The organism is Streptomyces sp. NPDC001922, assembly GCF_042891165.1.
GTDB lineage: Bacteria > Actinomycetota > Actinomycetes > Streptomycetales > Streptomycetaceae > Streptomyces.
In genome coordinates this window covers 442804-466910 of the sequence record NZ_JBIASV010000004.1, presented here as the reverse complement: position 1 = coordinate 466910, position 24107 = coordinate 442804, and the positions used below count along the sequence as shown (strand labels likewise).

General features: G+C 73.2%; 20 protein-coding genes and 2 pseudogenes. 17 read left to right on the top strand and 5 right to left on the bottom strand.

Annotated features, from left to right (window positions below; all coding sequences use genetic code 11):
• Positions 1–25: 25 nt before the first annotated feature.
• Entirely contained in the window at positions 26–1834 is a 1809-nt protein-coding gene (locus ACFYYR_RS09830; RefSeq protein ID WP_388849202.1) for a glycoside hydrolase family 15 protein, read from the bottom strand.
• Between the two features lie 425 nt (positions 1835–2259).
• Here ACFYYR_RS09830 and ACFYYR_RS09825 point away from each other — a divergent pair, with 425 nt between their 5' ends.
• The 12 genes and pseudogenes from ACFYYR_RS09825 (at position 2260) to ACFYYR_RS09770 (ending at position 16410) form a co-directional block, all read left to right on the top strand.
• Positions 2260–3927 carry a CTP synthase gene (locus tag ACFYYR_RS09825; protein ID WP_388849324.1) on the top strand — a complete coding sequence of 556 codons (1668 nt, stop codon included), beginning with the start codon at positions 2260–2262 and terminating at the stop codon, positions 3925–3927.
• 78 nt (positions 3928–4005) lie between these two features.
• Positions 4006–4659: an NUDIX domain-containing protein gene (locus ACFYYR_RS09820; RefSeq protein ID WP_388849199.1), complete on the top strand. Its 654-nt coding sequence runs from the start codon at positions 4006–4008 to the stop codon at positions 4657–4659.
• A gap of 371 nt (positions 4660–5030) precedes the next feature.
• On the top strand, positions 5031–7115 hold the full coding sequence (locus tag ACFYYR_RS09815; RefSeq protein WP_388849196.1) for a tetratricopeptide repeat protein: 2085 nt from the start codon (positions 5031–5033) through the stop codon (positions 7113–7115).
• Between the two features lie 131 nt (positions 7116–7246).
• Positions 7247–8362: an alanine dehydrogenase gene (gene ald, locus ACFYYR_RS09810; RefSeq protein WP_388849321.1), complete on the top strand. Its 1116-nt coding sequence runs from the start codon at positions 7247–7249 to the stop codon at positions 8360–8362.
• A 389-nt stretch (positions 8363–8751) separates the two neighbouring features.
• The gene (locus ACFYYR_RS09805; RefSeq protein ID WP_388849193.1) at positions 8752–9870 is read left to right on the top strand and encodes a ParA family protein; all 1119 of its coding nucleotides are present in this window, start codon (positions 8752–8754) and stop codon (positions 9868–9870) included.
• Positions 9855–10511 (top strand): hypothetical protein, encoded by a 657-nt coding sequence (locus ACFYYR_RS09800; RefSeq protein ID WP_388849190.1) that lies wholly within the window; start codon positions 9855–9857, stop codon positions 10509–10511. The genes ACFYYR_RS09805 and ACFYYR_RS09800 overlap by 16 nt, the downstream gene beginning before the upstream one ends.
• Positions 10512–10633: 122 nt before the next feature.
• A complete protein-coding gene (locus tag ACFYYR_RS09795; protein ID WP_388849187.1) occupies positions 10634–11908 on the top strand; it encodes a segregation and condensation protein A in 1275 nt (424 codons plus the stop codon).
• Between the two features lie 311 nt (positions 11909–12219).
• Complete coding sequence (gene scpB / locus ACFYYR_RS09790; RefSeq protein ID WP_388849318.1) at positions 12220–12807, top strand: SMC-Scp complex subunit ScpB; 588 nt, start codon at positions 12220–12222, stop codon at positions 12805–12807.
• Positions 12807–13838, top strand: coding sequence for a pseudouridine synthase (locus tag ACFYYR_RS09785; RefSeq protein WP_388849184.1), 1032 nt, complete (start codon positions 12807–12809; stop codon positions 13836–13838). Before scpB ends, ACFYYR_RS09785 begins: the two co-directional genes overlap by 1 nt.
• Positions 13839–14181: 343 nt before the next feature.
• Positions 14182–14424: pseudogene (locus tag ACFYYR_RS09780) on the top strand (RNA-guided endonuclease TnpB family protein); the annotation flags it as partial.
• A 124-nt stretch (positions 14425–14548) separates the two neighbouring features.
• Complete coding sequence (locus ACFYYR_RS09775) at positions 14549–15577, top strand: ADP-ribosylglycohydrolase family protein (RefSeq protein WP_388849181.1); 1029 nt, start codon at positions 14549–14551, stop codon at positions 15575–15577.
• A gap of 2 nt (positions 15578–15579) precedes the next feature.
• Positions 15580–16410: a DNA polymerase beta superfamily protein gene (locus tag ACFYYR_RS09770; protein ID WP_388849178.1), complete on the top strand. Its 831-nt coding sequence runs from the start codon at positions 15580–15582 to the stop codon at positions 16408–16410.
• 129 nt (positions 16411–16539) lie between these two features.
• Here the strand turns inward: ACFYYR_RS09770 and ACFYYR_RS09765 are convergent.
• Positions 16540–17238, bottom strand: a pseudogene (locus tag ACFYYR_RS09765) (DNA polymerase beta superfamily protein); the annotation flags it as partial.
• Positions 17239–17261: 23 nt separating this feature from the next.
• Positions 17262–17624 carry a DUF952 domain-containing protein gene (locus ACFYYR_RS09760; RefSeq protein ID WP_388849175.1) on the bottom strand — a complete coding sequence of 121 codons (363 nt, stop codon included), beginning with the start codon at positions 17622–17624 and terminating at the stop codon, positions 17262–17264.
• Positions 17625–17798: 174 nt separating this feature from the next.
• Between ACFYYR_RS09760 and aroH the strand changes: the two genes are divergently transcribed.
• From aroH to der, 5 genes are all read left to right on the top strand, one after another.
• Positions 17799–18161, top strand: a complete 363-nt coding sequence (gene aroH, locus ACFYYR_RS09755) for a chorismate mutase (RefSeq protein ID WP_351507422.1) — start codon at positions 17799–17801, stop codon at positions 18159–18161.
• On the top strand, positions 18158–19243 hold the full coding sequence (locus ACFYYR_RS09750; RefSeq protein ID WP_388849172.1) for a prephenate dehydrogenase: 1086 nt from the start codon (positions 18158–18160) through the stop codon (positions 19241–19243). Before aroH ends, ACFYYR_RS09750 begins: the two co-directional genes overlap by 4 nt.
• A 197-nt stretch (positions 19244–19440) precedes the next feature.
• Positions 19441–20142 carry a (d)CMP kinase gene (gene cmk, locus ACFYYR_RS09745; RefSeq protein ID WP_388849169.1) on the top strand — a complete coding sequence of 234 codons (702 nt, stop codon included), beginning with the start codon at positions 19441–19443 and terminating at the stop codon, positions 20140–20142.
• Positions 20103–20819 (top strand): lysophospholipid acyltransferase family protein, encoded by a 717-nt coding sequence (locus ACFYYR_RS09740; protein WP_388849166.1) that lies wholly within the window; start codon positions 20103–20105, stop codon positions 20817–20819. Before cmk ends, ACFYYR_RS09740 begins: the two co-directional genes overlap by 40 nt.
• A 63-nt stretch (positions 20820–20882) precedes the next feature.
• Positions 20883–22343, top strand: a complete 1461-nt coding sequence (der, locus tag ACFYYR_RS09735) for a ribosome biogenesis GTPase Der (protein WP_388849163.1) — start codon at positions 20883–20885, stop codon at positions 22341–22343.
• 111 nt (positions 22344–22454) lie between these two features.
• Here the strand turns inward: der and ACFYYR_RS09730 are convergent, their stop codons facing one another.
• Positions 22455–22979, bottom strand: a complete 525-nt coding sequence (locus ACFYYR_RS09730) for a hypothetical protein (RefSeq protein ID WP_388849160.1) — start codon at positions 22977–22979, stop codon at positions 22455–22457.
• Positions 22976–23923, bottom strand: coding sequence for a hypothetical protein (locus tag ACFYYR_RS09725; protein WP_388849157.1), 948 nt, complete (start codon positions 23921–23923; stop codon positions 22976–22978). The genes ACFYYR_RS09730 and ACFYYR_RS09725 overlap by 4 nt, the downstream gene beginning before the upstream one ends.
• Positions 23924–24107: the final 184 nt, after the last annotated feature.

Below are 24107 nucleotides of genomic sequence, written 5' to 3'. Positions count from 1 at the left end.
CCTCGGCCCGTACGTTCCCGAGCCGTCAGCCCCCGTACGCACCCGAGGCGGTCAGCCGCAGCGCGGTGTCGATCAGCGGGACATGGCTGAACGCCTGCGGGAAGTTGCCCACCTGCCGCTGCCGGACCGGATCCCACTCCTCCGCGAGCAGCCCCAGGTCGTTGCGGAGCGACAGCAGCTTCTCGAACAGCTTCCGGGCCTCGTCGACCCGGCCGATCATCGCCAGGTCGTCCGCCAGCCAGAACGAGCAGGCCAGGAAGGCGCCTTCGTCCCCCTCCAGCCCGTCGACGCCCGGGGTCTCCCCCTGGGTCGGGTAGCGCATGACGAAGCCGTCCTCGGTGCCCAGCTCCCGCTGGATCGCCTCGATCGTGCCGATCACCCGCTTGTCGTCCGGCGGCAGGAAGCCCATCTGCGGAATGAGCAGCAGGGAGGCATCCAGCTCCTTCGACCCGTAGTACTGGGTGAAGGTGTTGCGCTCCTTGTCGTAGCCCTTCTCGCAGACCGTGCGGTGGATCTCGTCGCGCAGCTCGCGCCACCGCTCCAGCGGACCGTCCACATCGCCGGACTCGATCAGCTTCACCGTGCGGTCCACCGCCACCCAGGCCATGACCTTGGAGTGGACGAAGTGCCGGCGCGGCCCGCGGACCTCCCAGATGCCCTCGTCCGGCTCGTTCCAGTGGTCCTCCAGGTACCGGATGAGCTTCAGCTGGAGCAGCGAGGCGTAGTCGTTGCGCGCCAGACCCGTCATGTGCGCCAGGTGCAGCGCCTCGGTGACCTCGCCGTAGACGTCGAGCTGGAGCTGGCCCGCCGCGCCGTTGCCGACCCGGACCGGCTGCGAGTTCTCGTACCCCGGCAGCCAGGACAGCTCCGTCTCGCCCAGCTCCCGTTCGCCCGCGATCCCGTACATGATCTGCAGGTTCTCCGGGTCGCCCGCGACGGCGCGGAGCAGCCACTCACGCCAGGCGCGGGCCTCCTCGCGGTAGCCGGTGCGCAGCAGCGACGACAGGGTGATCGCCGCGTCCCGCAGCCAGGTGAACCGGTAGTCCCAGTTCCGCGAGCCGCCGATGTCCTCCGGCAGCGAGGTGGTCGGCGCCGCCACGATCCCGCCGGTCGGACCGTAGGTCAGCGCCTTCAGGGTGATCAGCGAGCGGACCACGGCGTCCCGGTACGGGCCGTGGTACGTGCACTGCGCCACCCACTCCTGCCAGAACTCCTCGGTCGCCTCCAGGGACGCCTCCGGCTCGGGCAGCGGCGGCGGCTCCCTGTGCGAGGCCTGCCAGCTGATGGTGAAGGCCATCCGCTCACCCGGCGAGATGGTGAAGTCCGAGTAGGTGGTGAGCTCCTCGCCGTGCGTCTCGGCGGCCGTGTCGTACCAGACCGAGTCCGGTCCGGCGACGGCGACGGTGCGCCCGTCCACCCGGTGCACCCACGGCACCACCCAGCCGTAGGAGAAGCGCATCCGCAGCGCCGACTGCATCGGCACGCGCCCGCTGACCCCCTCCACGATCCGGATCAGCTGGGGGGCGCCCTCCCGGGGCGGCATGAAATCGATCACCCGCACCGTGCCGCGCGGGGTGTCCCACTCCGATTCGAGTACCAGCGAATCACCGCGGTAGCGCCGGCGGTCCGCGGCCGGCGGCTCGGTGCCGTCCGGATACGCGGGACCCAGCCGCCAGAACCCGTGCTCATCCGTGCCGAGCAGCCCGGCGAAGATGGAATGGGAGTCGAACCGGGGGAGGCAGAGCCAGTCGGCCGTGCCGTCCCGGCAGACCAGGGCGGCGGTCTGCGTATCGCCGATGAGTGCGTAATCCTCGATGCGCCCGGCCACGTGCATCTCCAGTCGAACGGCCTCGTTCGCCCCTCGGGGCGTCTTGCGGTCAAGGGAACATGTGACGAGCTCTGTTCCGGGAGGCGGGGCGGGGTCGTGCCGTGCCGGTGCTCGCTGATGTGTCCGAGCAGGATACGACGCACCGCACCGATCCGTGTGGCCGTCCGGGCAAGGCGTCCGGGCCGTACGGGTGACCAGGGGCTCCGTGCCCGCCGACGAGCCCGGTGACCGGTCCGTACGAAAGAGGTCCATGCATGGCCGGAAGCAGCCTCCTGCTGTCGCTGATACCCTGGTAGCCCGTGGACCGGTGGGCCTCACCAGAGGTGATGGCACCCCCGAACCGCAGCGACGGCACCCCCTCCGAAACTCTTCGTACAGGGTAGGGGCCGGCCCGCACCTCACTACGCGACCACGGGAGCCCCCTCTTGGCACTGCCGCCCAAATCCATGACGACCAAGCACCTCTTCGTCACCGGGGGTGTCGCCTCCTCGCTCGGCAAGGGGCTCACGGCCTCCAGCCTGGGTGCGCTGCTGAAGGCGCGGGGCCTGCGGGTCACGATGCAGAAGCTCGACCCGTACCTCAATGTCGATCCTGGCACGATGAACCCGTTCCAGCACGGCGAGGTCTTCGTCACCAACGACGGTGCCGAGACGGACCTCGACATCGGCCACTACGAGCGCTTCCTCGACGTCGACCTCGACGGATCGGCCAACGTCACCACCGGCCAGGTCTACTCCTCCGTCATCGCCAAGGAGCGGCGCGGCGAGTACCTGGGCGACACCGTGCAGGTCATCCCGCACATCACCAACGAGATCAAGCACCGCATCCGCCGGCTGGCCACCGAGGACGTGGACGTCGTCATCACCGAGGTCGGCGGCACGGTCGGCGACATCGAGTCGCTGCCCTTCCTGGAGGCCGTCCGCCAGGTCCGCCACGAGGTCGGCCGGGACAACGTCTTCTTCGTGCACGTCTCGCTGCTGCCCTACATCGGCCCCTCCGGCGAGCTGAAGACGAAGCCCACCCAGCACTCGGTGGCCGCGCTGCGCAACATCGGTATTCAGCCGGATGCGATCGTGCTCCGCGCCGACCGTGAGGTCCCGCAGTCCATCAAGCGCAAGATCTCGCTGATGTGCGACGTCGACGAGGCCGCCGTGGTCGCCGCGATCGACGCCAAGTCGATCTACGACATCCCCAAGGTGCTGCACGCCGAGGGCCTGGACGCCTACGTCGTCCGCCGGATCGACCTCCCGTTCCGCGATGTCGACTGGACGCAGTGGGACGACCTGCTGCGCCGCGTCCACCAGCCCGACCACGAGGTCACCGTCGCCCTGGTCGGCAAGTACATCGACCTCCCCGACGCCTACCTCTCGGTCACCGAGGCGCTGCGCGCGGGCGGCTTCGCCAACAACGCCCGGGTGAAGATCAAGTGGGTCACCTCCGACGACTGCCGGACCCCGGCGGGCGCCCGGGAGCAGCTCGGTGACGTCGACGCGATCTGCATCCCCGGCGGCTTCGGCGAGCGCGGGGTGGACGGCAAGGTGTCGGCCATCACCTACGCCCGGGAGAACAAGATCCCGCTGCTGGGCCTCTGCCTCGGCCTGCAGTGCGTCGTCGTCGAGGCGGCGCGCAACATCGCCGGTATCGAGGACGCCAACTCCACCGAGTTCGACCCGGCCACCGCCCACCCGGTGATCTCCACCATGGCCGAGCAGCTGGACATCGTCGCCGGCGAGGGCGACCTCGGCGGCACCATGCGGCTCGGCATGTACCCGGCGAAGCTGGCCGAGGGCTCCATCGTCCGCGAGGTCTACGGCGACCAGCCGTACGTGGAGGAGCGCCACCGTCACCGGTACGAGGTCAACAACTCCTACCGCGCCGAGCTGGAGAAGACCGGCCTGCTCTTCTCCGGCACCTCCCCGGACAACAAGCTGGTGGAGTACGTCGAGTACCCGCGCGAGACGCACCCCTACCTGGTCGCCACCCAGGCGCACCCGGAGCTGCGCTCCCGCCCGACCCGCCCGCACCCGCTCTTCGCGGGCCTGGCGAAGGCGGCCGTCGAGCGGCAGCAGGGTGCGCGGACGAAGACGTCCAAGGGCTGACCGATACGGTGGTGGCCGGGGTCCGGGCGTCGCAGAGACCCGGGCCCCGGCATCATCGTTGCGGAGGTCGATCCACCCATGGGCGAGCACACCGAGCGCCTGCACGACATCGCCGCGGAGTGGCAGGTCACGGAGACCGCCACCCCCTTCACCGGCAACAAGACCAGCGTCCGGACGGACCGTGTGGTCATGCCGGACGGCGGCACGGTCACCCGTGACTACCAGGTCCACCCCGGCTCCGTGGCGGTCGTCGCGCTCGACGAGGACAACCGGGTGGTCGTCCTCCGCCAGTACCGCCACCCGGTGCGGCACAAGCTGTGGGAGGTCCCGGCCGGTCTGCTGGACGTGCCCGGCGAGAACCCGCTGCACGCCGCCCAGCGCGAGCTGTACGAAGAGGTCCACATCAAGGCCGAGGACTGGCGGGTCCTCACGGACGTCTACACCACGCCCGGCGGCTGCGACGAGGCCGTCCGGATCTTCCTCGCCCGCGGTCTCACCGATGCCGAGGGCGAGCGCTTCGAGGTCTCCGAGGAGGAGGCCGACATGGAGATCGACCGGGTGCCGCTGCCGGAGCTGGTGCGCGGCGTCCTCGCCGGTGAGCTGCACAACAACTGCCTGGTGGTCGGTGTTCTGTCGCTCACCGCGGCGCTCGCGGGGGACGGCGTCGAGGCGCTGCGCCCGGCGGACGCCCCGTGGCCGGCCCGGCCCTTCGACGCCTCGGCCGGCGCCTGACGCCTCGCGTTCCCGGTCGGCCCGGGGCTCCGCAGGACGGCCGGGCTCCTTCGCGCCCCGGCCCGTCCGCGCCGTGCCCCCGCGCACTCCTGAGCACCGCGTACTCCTGAGCACCGCCTGCTGCCGGCCCCGCGTCCCGTGGGGCCGGCCGTCGTCGGGGGAGCCGCAGCCCTCGGGGCGGCGGCCCCGGACGTGAGGTGCACCACATCGTGCGGATGATCCGATGCGGTGATTTTCGGCCAGTGGGCCTGTCGCGCTCCGTACGGACGTCCGTGCCGGGTGAACTACGCTCGGAGCGTTCCCGCCCGCACCCGGGGCGGGCTGCGCAGGCCGGGGTCTCCCCGCCGACGGCAGGGGAAGGGAGCACGCCCGTGACGGATCAGGCGGTGGACGCCGGCGGGCGCGCGAGAACGGCCCCGGCCGCGGCCCGCACCACCACCGCGGACACCACCGGCACCGGCTTCCTCGGGCGCGCCCGCGAACTCAAGTCCCTGCGCGACGACATCGCCCGGACCGGGCTGGACACCCTCTCCGGACGCAAGGGCGCGCGGGCCCGGGTGCTGCTCGTCGCGGGCCGTCCCGGTTCCGGACGGACCGCGCTCGCCGAGGAGTTCGCCCGGCGCGCGGCTCCGGAGTACCCCGACGGCGTGCTGCGCGCCCGGTTCACCACGCCGGACGGGCAGCCGGTGCCCCTCGGCCGTGTCGTCCGCGACCTGCTCGGGGCGCTGGACGTGACCGCCGTCCCCGGAGCGCCGGACGACGAGCTGACCGAGGCGCTGCGCGGCGCCCTCGCCGGCCGTGCGGCGCTGCTCCTCCTCGACGACGTCGGGCGGCCGGAGGAACTCCTCGAACTGATCCCCGACGCTCCGGACTGCCTGGTGCTGGCCACCTCGGAGGGGCCGCTCACCGGCGTCCCCGACGTCCGGCCCTGCACCCTGGGCGGGCTCGACCCGCACACCGGGGTCGCACTCCTCGCCCGGTACACCGGCCCGGTGCGGATCACCGTCGATCCGTGCTCCGCCGACGCCCTGGTCGAGGAGTGCGCGGGGCAGCCGGCGGCGCTGATGCTCGTGGGCGGCTGGCTCGCCGCCCGGCCCCGCGCCTCGGTCGCCGACGCGATCCAGCGGCTGCGCGACCTCCCGCTGGCGTCCGCCCTGCCGGCCGCCCCCGGGACCTGGCCGCTGGCGCGGGCCTTCCAGCTGGTCCACGCCTCCCTGCCGCCGTCCGCCGCCCGGCTGCTGCGCCTGCTGGCGCTCGCCCCCGCCGGTGTCGTCGACGCGCACATCGCGTCGGCGCTGGCCGGGAGTTCACCGTCCGCCGCGCAGGCCGCGCTGGAGGGTTTCGCCGCCCACGGGCTGCTGCGGCCGCCCGGGGGCAGCGGCCCCCTGCCGTCGCGGTACCGGGTGCCGGGCTGTCTCGCCCCGCTGCTGCGGGCCGTGCTCGGGACGGAGGAGAAGCCGGCCGAGATCGAGCTGGCACGGGCCCGGATGCTGGAGCGGACCGTACGGCAGCTGCAGTCCTGCCGGGCGGTGACCGAGCCCGCCGGATCGCCCGCCCGGAAGCGACTGGCGGCCCTGCCGCGGGAGCTGCGGTTCCCGTCGCCCGCCGTGGCCGGGGAGTGGCTCGACTCCCGGTTGCCGGCCCTGCTGGCCGCCGCCGAATCGGCCGTGGCGGAGGGTGAACTGCTGACTCAGGCACGGCGGTTGGTCTCCGCCCTGTCCCGGGCCCTGATCGCCCACCGGGGCGAGCGGGGCGCCGCCCCCGACCTCTATCCCCTGCACCGGCTGGTCCTGGCCGTGGCCGAGCGGCGGGCGTCGTGGCCGGAACAGGCGGCGGCGCTGCTCAACCTGGCCGACCTCGACACGGCCGCGGGCCGGTCCGGGGACGCCCTGGGCCGCTACCGCGGAGCTCTGGAGGCGGCGCGCGCGGCGGGTGACCCGCTGCTCACCGTCCGCGCCCTGGAGTCGCTGGCCGGGACGTACGAGGCGCTGGAGGACTGGACGCGGGCCGCGGACTGGTACGGGCGGGCCCTCGCGCTGTGGCTCTCCCGGGGCGACCTGGCCGAGGAGGCGCGGCTCTACGGGCGGCTCGCGGCGGTGCACGGCCAGGCCGGCCGCTGGGGCGAGGCGCTGCGCCAGTGGCGGGCCGCCGCGGCGGTGCACCGCAGGCTGCACGACGCGGGGGGCCAGGCCCGGGCGCTCGGTGAGATGGCCCGGGTGCAGGAGTGCGCGGGGCGGCCCGAGGAGGCCCTGCGCGCCTGCGAGGAGGCGCTGACCTGGGCGCGGCGGGCCGGGGACGAGCGGCTCCAGGCGGCCCTGCTGCTGCGGTCGGCCGGCACCCTCGAACGGCTCGGTGACCCGGCCGCCGCCCGGCTGCAACGGGACGCGGCCGATCGGTTGCTAAGCGATACCGCCGGTACCGCCTACGAAATCCGTGGCGGTTCCACGCGAGATTGATGCTTTGAAAGGCTAGACAGCGAGACATCCTTCAATAGACTGGTTGCGCCGCCACAGGAGCGGTGCCATCCGGTATGCAGCCGCATGCTGGGGTTTGTACCTGATCCCCTCATTCAAGGACCGTGATCGACGTGAAGGTCGGCATCCCCCGCGAGGTCAAGAACAACGAGTTCCGCGTGGCCATCACCCCGGCCGGCGTGCTCGAGCTCGTCCGTAACGGCCACCAGGTCTTCGTGGAGCAGGGCGCCGGCCTTGGCTCCTCCATCCCGGACGAGGAGTACGTCGCCGCAGGCGCGGGCATCCTGCCCACCGCCGATGAGGTCTGGGCCACGGCCGACCTGCTGCTGAAGGTCAAGGAGCCGATCGCCGAGGAGTACCACCGGCTCCGCAAGGACCAGACGCTCTTCACCTACCTGCACCTCGCCGCCTCCCGCGAGTGCACCGACGCGCTGCTCGAGTCCGGCACCACCGCGATCGCCTACGAGACGGTCGAGACCGCCACCCGCGCGCTGCCGCTGCTCGCCCCGATGTCCGAGGTCGCGGGCCGGATCGCCCCGCAGGTCGGCGCCTACCACCTGATGCGTTTCGCCGGCGGCCGCGGTGTCCTGCCGGGCGGCGTCCCGGGCGTGCACTCCGGCCGTGCCGTCGTCATCGGCGGCGGTGTCTCCGGCTGGAACGCCGCGCAGATCGCCATCGGCATGGGCTTCCAGGTCACGCTGCTCGACAAGGACATCAACAAGCTGCGTGAGGCCGACAAGATCTTCGGCACGAAGATCCAGACCATCGTCTCCAACGCCTACGAGCTGGAGCGGGCGGTCGTCGACGCCGACCTCGTCATCGGCGCGGTGCTCATCCCGGGCGCCAAGGCCCCGAAGCTGGTCACCAACGAGCTCGTGTCGCGGATGAAGCCCGGAAGTGTTCTTGTCGACATTGCGATCGACCAGGGCGGCTGCTTCGAGGACTCGCGTCCCACCACGCACGCCGAGCCGACCTTCCAGGTCCACAACTCGGTCTTCTACTGCGTCGCCAACATGCCGGGCGCGGTGCCGAACACCTCCACCCACGCGCTGACCAACGCCACGCTGCCGTACATCGTCGAGCTGGCGAACCGCGGCTGGCAGGAGGCGCTGCGCCGGGACGCCGCGCTGGCCAAGGGCCTCAACACCCATGACGGACAGGTCGTTTACGGCCCCGTCGCCGAGGCGCACGCCCTGCCGTCCGTCGAGCTGAGCACGCTGCTCGGCTGAGTCGTCACCCGGCGGCGTCAACGGTCGCCGTCAACATCGCCAATACCGCGTGTCGGGCCGGACCTTGTCGCTCAAGGTCCGGCCGGACGCGTTCGGCATGCCCGAAAACGTCTGTCAACTCGCCTCGAACGTAACCCTTTAACCGATTCGCACAGTCGGAAAAGTTCGGGGAGAGGTCCATACGCCCTTGACATCGGGGGGTTCGGATGCCGACACATGACGCCGGGTCCGGTGGATTGTGTTGCTGTGAACCGTCGACACGCCATAGAGTCGCCAACCGTCGGCATGGTGTCACGCTGACCTATCGATAAATTTTCCTGGTCACACCCAAGGAGGTAAGACGACTTGTGAATGAGTCGACATTTACTCCCGGGGGTGGTCAACCAGGAATGGCTGCGCGTGGCCAGGGTCCCTCGGGGCTCGAGGCTGTCGGCTCCGTCGCTGTCCACACCTTCGCAGCCCGCCAGAGCACGACAGCCCACCAGAGCATGGACGGCCATCACGTGAACGCCATGGCCGGCGACCAGGGCGGGACAGACCCCGCCACACGTCTCGCCGACTACGACGCCCTGCCCGAGGGGCACTTCTACGACCCCGACGCGGAGTACGAGCCCGACCCGGAATATGCGGCGACGCTCGCCCCGGACGCTGCCCGGCAGCGCCGGGAGCGCATCGGCCCGACGGGCCGCCCCCTGCCGTACTTCCCGATCCCGGGTCCGCTGAACGATCATGGCCCTGCCAAGATCATCGCGATGTGCAACCAGAAGGGCGGGGTCGGCAAGACGACCTCGACCATCAATCTGGGCGCCGCGCTCGCGGAGTACGGCCGCCGGGTGCTGCTGGTCGACTTCGACCCCCAGGGCGCACTGTCCGTGGGGCTCGGAGTCAACCCGATGGAGCTGGACCTGACGGTCTACAACCTGCTCATGGAGCGGGGCATGTCGACCGACGACGTCCTCCTCAAGACGGCCGTCCCCAACATGGACCTGCTGCCCAGCAATATCGATTTGTCTGCGGCCGAGGTGCAGTTGGTCAGCGAGGTGGCCCGCGAGTCCACCCTCCAGCGGGCGTTGAAGCCGCTGCTGGCCGACTACGACTACATCGTGATCGACTGTCAGCCCTCGCTGGGCCTGCTCACCGTCAACGCGCTCACCGCGGCGCACAAGGTGATCGTGCCCCTGGAGTGCGAGTTCTTCGCGCTCCGCGGTGTGGCGCTGCTGACCGAGACGATCGAGAAGGTCCAGGAGCGGCTCAACCCGGAGCTGGAGCTCGACGGCATCCTCGCCACCATGTACGACTCCCGTACGGTGCACAGCCGTGAGGTCCTGGCGCGGGTGGTCGAGGCGTTCGACGACCACGTCTACCACACCGTCATCGGCCGGACCGTCCGCTTCCCCGAGACCACGGTCGCGGGCGAGCCCATCACCACGTACGCCTCCAACTCCGTGGGCGCCGCCGCATATCGCCAGCTCGCCAGGGAGGTGCTCGCCCGGTGCCACGCCGAGTGAGTCTTCCGGGGGCCGACGAACTGTTCCGCACCACCGGGGGGATGGCACTGCAGCCTTCCTCCCCCCGCCAGCACAGCCACGGGGAGTCCTCCGGGACCCCCCGTGTGCCGGCTCCGGCCGGAGAGCCGGACCCGACGGCGCAGTCGCCGTCGGGCGAGGGCCGAGCGGCATCCGGCGCGGGCGCCGACGCGCCCGGGGGTCCGGACACCGCGGAGCACTCCGGACGCGAGCAGGACGAGGACCCACGGCAGGCCGACGGGCGGAGTCCGGCGCAGACCGCCCGTCCGGCCGGCCGCCCCGGGCAGGAGGGTTCGGCCCCCGCCCGCCGGGCGGCCGCCGCGGCTCCGGCCGACCGGACCGCCGCCGCCCCGGGAGCCGCCGCCGGCGGCCAGCCCCGGCGCCGCGCCCGTACGGCGAACCGCCGCCCCAGTGGCCGGGAGCGCCACGACGAGAAGATCACCGTCTATGTCTCCGCCGAGGAGCTCATGGATCTGGAACACGCCCGGCTGGTGCTGCGCGGCGAACACGGGCTGGCCGTGGACCGCGGCCGGATCGTCCGCGAGGCCGTGGCCGTCGTCCTCGCCGACCTGGAGTCGCGCGGCGACGCGAGCATTCTGGTCCGCCGGCTGCGCGGGCGCTGAGCAGGTTGCGGTCCACCACGCGGTAGGGCGGGGGAGATAGCCTGCGGTCTCGCGGGCCGAGCCCTGGTACCGGGGACCCGCGCCCGGCTTCCGGCCGGGGACCTCCAGCACTGTGGACCGCAATGCCGACGAACGACGAACCCGCGCCGAAGCCCCGCGCTTCCCGCCGCGCCCTGGGCCGAGGCCCCGGCACGGCGCCGGCCGCCACGGAGCCGGCCGTCACCGCTTCCGCCGTCGTGCCGGCTCCGGCGCCCGCTCCGGCCGCCGAGGCCGCCCCCGCGCCAGTCCCGTCCGCAGCGGAGCCCGCTCTTCCGGGGGCGGCGGGCGACGGCGTGCCGGGGGACGCGGTCGACACGCCACGGGACGCGGCCGACGGGCCCGGTGGCGCAGACGGTGCTCCGGACGCGGCCGATGTGCTCGGCGGTGCCGACGGCGCTCCGGAGCCGGCCGGTGTGCTCGACGGCGCGGGCGGTGCTCCGGACGCGGCCGATGCGCCCGGGGACGCCGCCGGTGAGGATCCCGGTGCGGCGGCCGGCGGCTCTGCCCAGGGGGAATCCGGGGGCGAGGAGGCCACGGGCCGGTTCACCGTCCGGCTCGCCAACTTCGAGGGGCCCTTCGACCTCCTCCTGCAACTGATCTCCAAGCACAAGCTCGACGTCACCGAGGTCGCCCTCTCCAAGGTCACGGACGAGTTCATGGCCCACATCCGGGCCATGGGACCGGACTGGGACCTGGACCAGACCACCGAGTTCCTGGTCGTCGCCGCCACCCTGCTCGACCTCAAGGCCGCCCGGCTGCTGCCCGCCGCGGAGGTGGAGGACGAAGCGGACCTGGCCCTGCTGGAGGCCCGCGACCTGCTGTTCGCCCGGCTGCTGCAGTACCGCGCGTACAAGGAGATCGCGGAGATCTTCCAGGAGCGCATGACGGCCGAGGCCCGGCGGTACCCGCGGACGGTGGGCCTCGAACCGCACCACGCGGAGCTGCTGCCCGAGGTCGTCATCAGCGTCGGCGCCGAGGGCTTCGCGCAGCTCGCGGTGAAGGCGATGCAGCCCAGGGCCAAGCCGCAGGTGTACGTCGACCACATCCACGCGCCGCTGGTCAGCGTCCGGGAGCAGGGCCAGGTGATGATCGCCCGGCTGCGCGAGCTGGGTGAGGCGAGCTTCCGCGCGCTCACCGAGGACGCCCCCGACACCCTCACCGTCGTGGCCCGCTTCCTGGCGCTCCTGGAGCTCTACCGCGAGCGGGCGGTCGTCCTGGACCAGGAGGAGGCGCTCGGCTCGCTCATGGTCCGCTGGACCGGCGGCGACGGGGAGCAGCCGATCGTCACGGACGAGTTCGACCAGCCCCCGGCGGACCCGTCCGGCGGGCCGGACAGCCGGCAGAAGGAGCAGGTATGAGCGAGGACAGGGCCCGCGAGGTGTCGCTGCCCGAACCGCGGCAGCCCGGGGCGCCGCGGGCGCCGGAGCCCGCCGGGGCGCGGCAGCCGGGGGAGGAGCACCCCCGGCCGTCGCCGCCGGAAGCGGAGCGGCCGGAGCGGCCGGCGGAACCGTACGGGCCTGCGGAATCGTACGGGCCTGCGGAATCGTACGGGCCTGCGGAACCATATGGGCCGGCGGAACCGGACGGGCCTGCCGAACCGTACGGGCCGGAGGAGGCGGAGCGGCCCGCCGGGGCCTCGGCCGTCGCCGGGCTCGACCTCGGGCCCGCACTGGAGGCGGTCCTCATGGTCGTCGACGAGCCCGCGACCGAGGAGCACCTGGCCAAGGTCCTGGAGCGGCCGCGCCGGGCCGTCGCCGACGCGCTGCGCGAGCTGTCCGACGACTACGCGACCCAGGGCCGGGGCTTCGACCTGCGGCTGGTCGCGGGCGGCTGGCGGTTCTACACCCGGCCCGAGTACGCGGCGGCCGTCGAGAGCTTCGTCCTCGACGGCCAGCAGGCCCGGCTGACCCAGGCCGCGTTGGAGACCCTGGCCGTGGTCGCGTACCGTCAACCGGTCAGCCGGTCCCGGGTCTCCGCGGTGCGCGGAGTGAACTGCGACGGCGTGATGCGCACCCTGCTCCAGCGAGGTCTGGTGGAGGAGGCGGGGACGGAACCCGAAACAGGTGCGATCCTGTACAGGACGACGAACTACTTCATGGAGCGGATGGGCCTGCGCGGCCTGGACGAGTTGCCCCAGCTCGCCCCGTTTCTTCCGGAGGTGGACGCCGTCGAGGCGGACTCCCTCGAGGGGGTTCCGTCGTTCGACCCGGATGCACCGGACGATGCAGACAGTACTCACTCGACAACGGAACCTTGATGCGAAGCAGCGACAGGAACAGCGGCAACCGGAATCCTCGCGGTGCGGGCGGCGGCAAGCGCGGTGACAAGAAGCGCACCGGCACCCCCCGGCCGGAGGAGCGCCGCTACGACGTCGGCAACACCGGCCAGTCCGGTGCGAACAAGCCCGGCGGCGTCCCCCGGTCCAAGCCGAGCAACAAGCCGACCGGCAACCGCGGCCGCAAGCCCGCCCCGGCCCGCCCGCGGGAGCTCGACGCCCAGATCGAGGAGCGCAACCGGGCCCGCCACAGCAAGCCGCAGCTCAAGCTGCCCAAGACCTTCGGCGAGCAGGAGGGCGAGCGGCTGCAGAAGGTTCTCGCCCGCGCCGGCATGGGATCGCGCCGGGCCTGCGAGGAGCTGATCGAGCAGCTCCGCGTCGAGGTCAACGGGAAGATCGTCACCGAGCAGGGCCTCCGGGTCGACCCGGAGAAGGACGAGGTCAAGGTCGACGGGCTGACCGTGGCCACCCAGTCGTACCTGTTCTTCGCGCTCAACAAGCCCGCCGGCGTCGTCTCCACCATGGAGGACCCGGACGGCCGCCAGTGCCTCGGGGACTACGTCACCAACCGGGAGACCCGGCTCTTCCACGTGGGACGTCTCGACACCGAGACCGAGGGCATCATCCTGCTCACCAACCACGGTGAGCTCTCCCACCGCCTCACCCACCCCCGGTACGGCGTGAAGAAGACCTACCTCGCCGCGATCCAGGGCCCCCTGCCGCGGGACCTCGGCAAGCAGCTGAAGAACGGCATCGAGCTCGAGGACGGCTACGCCCGCGCCGACCACTTCCGGGTCGTGGAGAACACCGGGAAGAACTACCTGGTCGAGGTCACGCTGCACGAGGGCCGCAAGCACATCGTCCGCCGGATGCTCGCCGAGGCAGGCTTCCCGGTGGACCGGCTCGTCCGCACCAGCTTCGGCCCGATCCCGCTGGGCGACCAGAAGTCCGGCTGGCTGCGCCGGCTGACCAACACCGAGGTCGGCATGCTGATGCGCGAGGTCGACCTCTAGAGCGTCCGGATCGCCGCGTGGCCCGGCCGAACGCCCGCCCCTGGAGCAGGGGCGGGCGTTCCCGTCGGCCGGGCATCGCGGCCGGCTTCCGGAAACCGGCCGCGGGAGCTGCCGGTCACCCCGGAATTCCGGGAACCGGGAGGCAGCCCGGGTGATCAACTCACCGAATCTCCCGGAGGATGCCCCAGGCTTCAGTCTGGGGAGGAATCCGGCTTCCCGCGGAGCGGGGCGGGGAAGGCCGAATCGCCGCCGGGTGATTCGGTGTCCGCCATTCGTGCTGGTGAGGGACACCGCAAAGATCGATAGGGCTCAACTGTCAGTCCTCCCGGATAGGTTCGGGCACATGACGACGGAAGCGAGGACGGGGAACGCCGGGCACGCCCGGTACACGTTCCGTGTTCGCCTGTCGGTGACGGCCCGGCGCGCCCTCGGAGCCGAGTGGGACCGGTGCCGCTGGCTGTGGAACGAGTGCGTCGCGAAGTCCCAGCAGGTCCACCAGGCGGCGAGGGGCACCGGTGAGAAGCCGACCTGCGGACCGGCTCAGCTCGACAGGATGCTGACCGACGCCCGGCGGATGACGCCGTGGGGCTGGTCTCGTACCCGGCTAGTGCTGATCGTGTAAGACCTGCTGGTCCGCCGGGCCGCAGGCGACGTGAGCTAGGAATCCCCCTCGTGCACGAGGGGGAGGAGTCAATACGCTCGTCCTTCCGATGCCACCGGAAGGACTCCCACTCGTGCCACTCACCGCCACCGGCTCCCTGATCGGCCTGGCCCTCGGGGACGCCCTGGGCTTCCCGACCGAGTTCAGCAACGTCCCCTCGATTCTCGCCAAGTGCGGCCCCTGGCGGGAGATGCGGCTGCCCACCCCCGCCGTCGTCACCGACGACACCCAGATGACGATCGCGCTCGGCCGGGGCATACGCACCGCGATGGAGCACGGGCCCCTGGCCCCCGGCACGCTCGAACCGCCGGTGCGCGAGGAGTTCATCCGCTGGAACCGCTCGCCCGACAACAACCGCGCCCCCGGCAACACCTGTCTGAGCGCCTGCGCCCTGCTCGAGGACCGCGCCCTGCCGTGGCAGCGGGCCAGCCGGACCGGATCCAAGGGCTGCGGCGCGAACATGCGGGTGGCCCCGGTCGGCCTGGTCCCGGGCCTGAGTGACGAACAGCGCGCCGGCGCCGCCCAGTTGCAGGCCGCCCTCACCCATGGCCACCCCACCGCGCTCGCCGCGAGCGACCTCACCGCGCACGCGGTACGGCTCCTCGCCGAGGGCACTCCGCCCGCCCGGCTGCCGGCCGCGCTGCGCGCGTACGCCCGGGACAACCGGGCCGCCTACCACGAGCGCTGGCTCGGCGACCTCTGGCAGCACGCCCAGGCGCCGTCGGCCGTGGCTTTCATCTCCCGCGGCTGGGACGAGTGCCTCGCCGTCCTCGACCGGCTGGACGGGGCGCTGCGGCACCCCGACCCGGAGGCCGACCCCTGCGACGCCACCGGGGCGGGCTGGATCGCCGAGGAGGCCCTCGCCACCGGCCTGCTGTGCTTCCTGCTCTTCCCCGACGAGCCGCTCACCGCGCTGCGCCGGGCCGCCTGCACCGCCGGCGACTCCGACTCGATCGCCTGCCTGGCGGGCGCCTTCGCGGGGGCCCGCCTGGGGGCGGACGCCTGGCCCCGGGAGTGGGCCGAGCGCATCGAGTACCGCGGTGACCTGCTGGCCCTCGGTGCGGCCTGGGAGGCATGACGATGACGGACGCCTCAGGACCCGGCGGCCCGTCGGACGCGACGGGCCCGCAGCCGGACGGCACCGCCCGGCTGGCGGCGGCCGGAGTCTCCACCGCGGCGCTCGGCCCGCTCCTCGCCGAGCAGGGCCACCACCTGGTCTTCGCGACCGTCTCGGGCGCCCATCTCTACGGCTTTCCCTCCCGCGACTCCGACGTCGACCTGCGCGGCGCGCACCTCCTGCCGGTCCGTGACCTCATCGGCCTGGAGGAGGCCGAGGAGACCCGTTCGCGGATGGCCGTGCGGGACGGCACCGAGCTGGATCTGGTCACCCACGACCTGCGGAAGTTCGCCCGGCTGATGCTGCGCCGCAACGGCTACGTGCTGGAACAGCTGTTGTCGCCGCTGGTGGTGCGCACCTCCCCGGTGCACGCCGAACTCGCCGCCCTCGCGCCCGGGGCCGTGACCCGTCATCACGCCCACCACTACCGGGGGTTCGCCGGCACGCAGTGGCGGCTCTTCGGGCGGACCGGAGAGCTCAAACCGCTGCTCTACACCTTCCGGGCGCTGCTCACCGGCATCCATCTGATGCGCAGCGGCGAGATCGTGGCCCACCTGCCGACGCTCGCGGACGGGGTGCCGGAGGCGCCCGCCCGGCTCGGTGAGCTCATCGCGGCGAAGGCGGAGGCCGAGCACGGCGCCGCCGGTGATGCGGCCCGCGGCGCCGAGGCGGACGTCGAGGCGCTGCACGCCGTGCTGGACGAGGCGCAGGCCGCCTCCCGGCTAGCCGACGCGCCCACCGTCCACCCGGCCGTCCACGACCTGGTGGTGCGGGCCCGGCTCGACCGGGGCTGACTCGACCGGGGCTGACTCGACCGGGGCTGAGGGGGCCGGGGCTGAGGGGGCCGGGACGGGAGCCGCGGCGGCGCCGGTGACCGCTGCGGGCGGGGCGGCCGGAGCGGACGGGGCGGGGACCGCCGGAAGGGCGGCGCCGGCCGAAGCGCGGCGCACCCGGATCAGGAAGTCCTCCACCCGGCCACGGTCGGGCTCGGGCGGCAGCGGGGTCCGGGCCGCCGCGGCGTCGGCCTCCTCGCCCAGCCGCCGCATCCGCCGCTCGACCTCCGGCCAGGGCACCTCGCCGCGCTTGACCGCCAGCAGCCGCTCCCGTTCGTCGCCGACGTCCAGGACCAGTTCCCCCGTGGTGAGCAGATCGCGGCAGCTCGCCAGCAGCCGCAGCAGATGCATGGCGTGCTTCCAGCGGGGCGCCCCGTGCCGCCGGAGGTCCGCCTCCAGCTTCCGGCGCTGGCCGTCGGCGTAGCGGACGAACGTCCGGTGGACCTGGGCCGAGAGAAGGGCCCCGCGCAGGGCGACGAGCTCGCGCCCGGTGGCGTCGATGTGCTCGACGAGGGGCGAGTGCAGGCACTCCAGGATCCCCGGGTTCGCCCGCAGGGCCAGCGTGCAGAACCGCTCCAGCTCCCAGGAGAACTGCTCCTCCGCCGGACCGTCCACGTGCTCCGGAGGCTTCTCGAACCCCCAGAAGTGGGGCGTCGGCGCGACGAACACCCCGCGCCGGTCGGTGTCGCTCCCCTCGGTGGCGAGCCCGAAGGCGCGCGACCCCATCACACAGGAGTAGACGGTGTGGTCGCGGACCAGGACCTCCGGGGCCGGGGAGGAGTGCGGCATCCGCCCATTGTGTCAGGGCATGGTCATGACCAGAGGGCGAGGCCGGTCGCCCGGCCCTCCGCGTCCCGCCGGACCTCCAGCATCCCGGCCACCGCGGTCCGGTTGATGTGGCCGTACACGTGCGGGAAGAGCACGCCCGGCCCGCTGCCCGGCGGCGGCGGGAAGGTGGCGGGCTCCCAGCGGACCGGGGCGTCCAGCAGCTGCTCGTCGATCAGCAGCACCATCAGCGGGCCGACGGCCTCCCGGAAGAAGGCGTCCGCGACGGCGAGCGAGGTGGCCTCGTCGGGGGAGCAGTGGATGAACCCCTCCTCGCCGAGCGTCGGAGGGGCGTACGGGCGGTCCGGCACGGCGAGCCAGTCGTCCAGCGGCACCACATGGAAGATCATGCGCAACGTTCTACCCGACCGGATGCCGTCTCCCGCTCTCGCCTGCCCGGAATGTCCATCGGGCCGAGCCTCGGAGCGGGAGACCGGCCCGGCGTCTCGGGGGGCGGTCACCGCCGCGGCACTAGGCTGGTGATCCGAGCAACCGGCAGGCGCGAGCGCGGAGGAGCAGGGGACGTGGCGGTACGAGCGGTCCGGGGGGCGGTCCAGCTGGAGCGGGACGAGTCCGCCCACATGCACGAACAGGTCGGTGAGCTCCTCACGGCCGTCCTGGAGCGCAACGGCCTGACCTCCGAGGACCTGATCAGCATCTGGTTCACCGCCACCCCCGACCTGCACAGCGACTTCCCGGCCGCCGCCGCCCGCGGGATCGGTATCGTCGACGTGCCGCTGATCTGCGCCCGGGAACTGGACGTCGAGGGCGCCATGCCCCGGGTCGTCCGCCTCCTGGCGCACGTCGAGACCGGCCTCGCCAAAGCGCAGATCTCCCACGTCTACCTCGGCGCCGCAGCCGCCCTCCGCAAGGACATCGCCCAGTGAGAACCGCCGTCGTCATCGGCACCGGCCTGATCGGCACCTCCGCCGCCCTGGCCCTGTCCGGCCGTGGCGTCCACGTCCACCTCGTGGACCACGACCCGTCCCAGGCCCGTACCGCCGCCGCGCTCGGCGCCGGCACCGACACGGAGCCCGACGGCCCCGTCGACCTGGCGATCGTCGCCGTGCCCCCGGCGCACATCGCCGCGACCATCGCCGACGCGCAGCGCCGCGGGGTCGCCCGGGGCTACCTGGACGTCGCCAGCGTCAAGGGCGGGCCGCGCCGCGAGCTGGAGTCCCTCGGCGGCGACCTGCGCCTGTACCTGGGCACCCACCCCATGGCCGGCCGGGAGCGCTCCGGGCCGCTCGCCGCCACCGCCGACCTCTTCGAGGGCCGGCCCTGGGTGCTCACGCCCACCCGGGACACCGACACCGAGGTGCTCAACCTCGCCCTGGAGCTGGTCGCCCTCTGCCGGGCCGTCCCCGTGGTCATGGACGCCGACGCGCACGACCGCGCCGTCGCCCTCGTCTCCCATACCCCGCAGCTGCTCTCCAGCATGGTCGCCGCCCGCCTCCAGGGCGCCGACGAGACCGCGGTGCGGCTGTGTGGCCAGGGCATCCGGGACGTGACCCGGATCGCGGCCTCCGACCCGGCGATGTGGATCGACATCCTGTCCGCCAACCCCGGACCGGTCGCCGACGTGCTCGCCGCGGTCGCCGCGGACCTGGACGAGACGGTGCAGGCGCTGCGCGCCCTCCAGGCGGCCGACGAGAGCAAGCGGCGCGAGGGCGCCGCCGGCATCGAGGACGTGCTGCGCCGCGGCAACGCCGGCCGCGAGCGGGTGCCGGGCAAGCACGGCGCCGCCCCGGCCGTGTACGAGGTCGTCACCGTGCTCATCGGCGACCAGCCGGGCGAGCTGGCCCGGATCTTCGCCGACGCCGGCCGGGCCGGGGTCAACATCGAGGACGTCCGGATCGAGCACGCCACCGGCCAGCAGGCCGGTCTGATCCAGCTGATGGTCGAGCCCTCCGCGGTGCCGGCGCTCACCGCCACCCTGCGCGAGCAGGGGTGGTCGCTCCGGCAGTAGGCTCCGCCGCCGGGCCCGCCGTGAACGGGCCCGGCGCTCGCCGGCGGGCCCGCGGGCTCCCGGCCGCCGGTACCACGCCGGGTACGGGCCGCTGCCGCCAGCCAGTAACCTTGTCCGAAGGCCACCTGCCCCCGGCGACCGCCGGCAGGTGCTCCCCAGCTGATCCAGCCCCGTGCACGAGGAAGGTGTTCGTCACCGTGGAAACCGCCGCCCGGACCGCACCGGCAACAGTGATTGTCGCCATCGACGGCCCCTCCGGCACGGGCAAGTCGAGCACGTCGAAGGCCGTCGCGGCCAAGCTCGGCCTGAGCTACCTCGACACCGGCGCCCAGTACCGGGCGATCACCTGGTGGATGCTGAGCAACGGCGTCGACATTCATGACGCCGCCGCCGTCGCGACCGCCTCCGAGAAGCCCGTGATCGTCTCCGGTACCGACCCGGCCGCCCCCACCATCGCGGTGGACGGCGCGGACGCCGCCGGCCCGATCCGCACCCAGGAGGTCACCGGGGCGGTCAGCGCCGTCAGCGCGGTGCCCGAGGTCCGCGCCCGCCTCACCGAGCTGCAGCGGAGCACCGCGGCCGCCGCGGAGCGGGGCATCGTCGTCGAGGGCCGGGACATCGGCACCACCGTCCTCCCCGACGCCGACCTCAAGATCTTCCTCACCGCCTCGCCCGAGGCCCGTGCCGCCCGCCGCAGCGGCGAGCTCAAGGGCAAGGACGCCACCGACCTGGCGAGCACCCGTGAGGCCCTGGTCAAGCGGGACGCGGCCGACTCCGGCCGGAAGACCTCGCCGCTGGCCAAGGCGGACGACGCGGTCGAGGTCGACACCACCGAGCTCACGCTCGAGCAGGTCATCGAGTGCGTCGTGACGCTCGTCGAGGAGAAGCGGACCGCGTGACCCGCAAGGACACCGTTTCCCCGTCCGCCGGGGCGGGGGCCCCCGGTCACGGGGGCGCGGCGGTCGGCCGCCGCATCGGCATCGGCCTGATGTACGGGCTGTGGAAGCCGCGGGTACTCGGTGCCTGGCGGGTCCCCGCCACGGGCCCGGTGATCCTCGCGGTCAACCACGCCCACAACATCGACGGCCCGATGCTGATGGGCACCGCGCCCCGGCCGGTGCACTTCCTGATCAAGAAGGAGGCGTTCACCGGCCCGCTCGATCCGTTCCTGCGCGGCATCGGGCAGATCGAGGTGGACCGGACGACCGCCGACCGCACCGCCATCACCCACGCGCTGGGTGTGCTGGAGCGGGGCGGCGTGCTGGGCATCTTCCCGGAGGGCACCCGGGGCGAGGGCGACTTCGCGTCGCTGCGCGCCGGGCTCGCCTACTTCGCGGTGCGCTCCGGCGCACCGATCGTGCCGGTGGCCGTGCTCGGCAGCACCGACCGGCGCGGCCGGCTCATACCGGGGCTGCCGCCGCTGCGCAGCCGGGTGGACGTGGTCTTCGGTGACGCGTTCCAGGCCGGGGACGGCACCGGCAGGCGGACGCGCAAGGCCCTCGACGAGGCGACCGTGCGCATTCAGGAGCGGCTGACCGCCCACCTGAAAAACGCCAGGCTTTCCACCGGGCGTTAGACGAGACTTGAGGACGGACCGGACCGGTCCGCCCGGACGATGGACGACGAGGAAACAGACTTCATGAACGACCAGACCCCCGCCGGCGACGAGCACGGTGAGCTTGGCGACGCCGAGTACGCGGAGTTCATGGAGCTCGCCGCGCAGGAGGGCTTCGACCCGGACGAGGTCGAGAGCGAACTCGCCGCCGCGGGCCACGGCCCGCTGCCCGTCCTCGCCGTCGTCGGCCGCCCCAATGTCGGCAAGTCGACCCTGGTGAACCGGATCATCGGCCGCCGTGAGGCGGTCGTCGAGGACCGCCCCGGCGTCACCCGTGACCGGGTCACCTACGAGGCCGAGTGGGCGGGCCGCCGCTTCAAGGTCGTCGACACCGGCGGCTGGGAGCAGGACGTGCTCGGCATCGACGCGTCCGTTGCCGCCCAGGCCGAGTTCGCCATCGAGGCCGCCGACGCGGTGGTCTTCGTGGTGGACTCCACGGTCGGCGCCACCGACACCGACGAGGCCGTCGTCAAGCTGCTGCGCCGGGCGGGCAAGCCCGTGGTGCTCTGCGCCAACAAGGTCGACGGCCCCAACGCCGAGGCCGACGCCGCGATGCTCTGGTCCCTCGGACTCGGCGAGCCCTACCCGGTCTCCGCGCTGCACGGCCGCGGCACCGGCGACATGCTCGACGCCGCCCTCGACGCGCTTCCCGAGGCGCCCGCCCAGACCTTCGGCGCGGGCGTCGGCGGCCCCCGCCGGATCGCCCTCATCGGCCGCCCCAACGTCGGCAAGTCCTCGCTGCTCAACAAGGTCGCGCGGGAGGACCGCGTGGTCGTCGACGAGCTGGCCGGCACCACCCGCGACCCGGTCGACGAGCTGATCGAACTCGGCGGCGTGACCTGGAAGTTCGTCGACACCGCCGGTATCCGCCGCCGCGTCCACCTCCAGGAGGGCGCCGACTACTACGCCTCGCTGCGCACCGCCGCCGCGGTCGAGAAGGCCGAGGTCGCGGTCGTCCTCATCGACGCGAGCGAGACCATCAGCGTCCAGGACCAGCGGATCATCACCATGGCCGTCGAGGCGGGCCGTGCGCTGGTCATCGCGTACAACAAGTGGGACACCCTCGACGAGGAGCGCCGCTACTACCTCGAGCGCGAGATCGAGACCGAGTTCGTCCAGATCCAGTGGGCGCCGCGGGTCAACGTCTCGGCGCGCACCGGGCGGCACATGGAGAAGCTCGTCCCGGCGATCGAGACCGCCCTGGCCGGCTGGGAGACCCGGATCCCCACCGGCCGGCTCAACGCCTTCCTCGGCGAGATCGTCGCCTCCCACCCGCACCCGATCCGCGGCGGCAAGCAGCCCCGCATCCTCTTCGGCACCCAGGCCGGGACCAAGCCGCCCCGGTTCGTCCTCTTCGCCTCGGGCTTCCTGGAGCACGGGTACCGGCGCTTCATCGAGCGGCGGCTGCGCGAGGAGTTCGGCTTCGAGGGCACCCCGATCCACATCTCGGTGCGGGTCCGCGAGAAGCGCGGCCGGAAGAAGTAGGCCGCGGAGCGCACGTCCTGGGCGGCCGGCCGCACCCCGTGCCGCCGGGACGGCCGGTACCGCGCGGGGAGCGGTCCGGGCCGCGACGCCCGACGGCCGGGGCCGGGCCTGCTACAGCCCGTGCCTCCGGTTGTCGCGCTGCCCCGGCGGCAGCGCAGGGGGGAACCCCGGGCGGTTCTGCCGTTGCGGATCCCAGGTCCGGACCCGGTCCCACGAACCGCGCTGCTCCGGCGCACGGTGCTGGGGCGCACGGTGCTGGGGCGGGCGCCGGCCCCCGGTGTTGAACGGCGCGAACCCCAGGTCCTCCTCGCCCGTGCGGTCACCGGGCAGCGCGCGGAACTGCCGGCGGTACTCCGCGTACAGCGCGTCGTAGATCGGCGTCGGCGACTGCTGTGCCGACGTCTCGTGCGGCGGACGCATACCCGGGATGTGGTGCTGGTACGGGGGCCGTGGGGTGGGGTCGTATGAGTGCACGTAGCTGCCAACGACCTCGGGGCCGGACGGATGCGGGGCAGCGGCGAAACCGCCGGTGCGCGGCACCGAGTGCGCGCCGGTGCCCCAGCCGGTCCGCCGGACGGCGGCCTGCGGAGCGGACTCCGCATCACTCCCCGGACCGCCCGAGGGGGGCCGGGTCATGTGCCCGCCAGCGGCATGACCGCGGAGACGAGCGCGCCGCCCGCAGCGGCCCGGTCCAGGGCGTCGCGCATCAGGTCCTCGCGGGGCTGCTGGCCGATGGAGCCCACCGGCGCGGCGAAGAGCAGGACCCGGGACAGCCGGTTGACCGCCGTCCGCCAGCCGTCGGTCACGGTCAGCGGCTGGTGGGCCTGCCACCACGCCGTCGGCCGTCCGCCGTTCGCCGACGGCTGCAGGATCGCGTGCAGCTGCCCCATGGCGAACAGCACGGACCAGCCGGGCAGGACCTCGGGGATCTGCTCGACGTCCGTGACCGGCATGAAGCCCTGCTCGATGAGGAGCGGCAGGAAGTCGTCGCCGGGGCCGTCGCTGCCGGGGCGGGCGATCGGCGTGGTCGGCTCCACCACCAGCGCCGGGTACAGGCTGTCGTCGATCAGGATCAGTCCGCTGGTCACCCCGATCACCGCCTGCCGCGGGGCCGCCTGGAGGTCCTCCGGAACGGCGTACGCCGGAGCCGGGGCGGCATGGGCCGGAGCGGCGTGGGCCGGAGCGGCGTGGGCGGGAGCGGCATGGGACGGCGGGGGGTACGCATGGGCCGCGGGGGCCTGGGCGGCGTGGGACGGCGCGGCGTGCGCCGGGTACCCGTGCGCGTGGTGGTCGGCCGGCTCCCCCGCACCGGTGATGCTGCGCACCGCGCCCTGCAACTGGTCCTCCGAGACCGGGACGACCTGCGAGGGAATGCAGCCGGCGTGGGCGAAGGCGAGCACCGCCGTCTCGTCACCGACGAACAGCACCGTGCTGGTGCGCTCCTGCTCGGTGTCGCCGGGAGTCCGGCAGGAGGTGCAGTCGTAGCTGCCCGGGGCGTTCTCGCCCGCGATCAGCCGATCGGCTTCTTCGTCGCCGATCTCGGCACGTACGTCATCGCTGACGTCGAGCATGCGCGGCACGGGGGGCTCCTCGATGTTCGGTGGTGGTCGCCGGGAGGAGCTCCCGGCTCATAAGAGGACAACGGGTGATCTGCCGCCCGGGTCACGCACGCGGGGACGGCGAATCAGGGCGGACCGCCCCCGGATCGCCCCTCCGCCCGATGGTCCGACCGGGTCGGTCCCGCACCGCCGGCCCGGCGCGGCT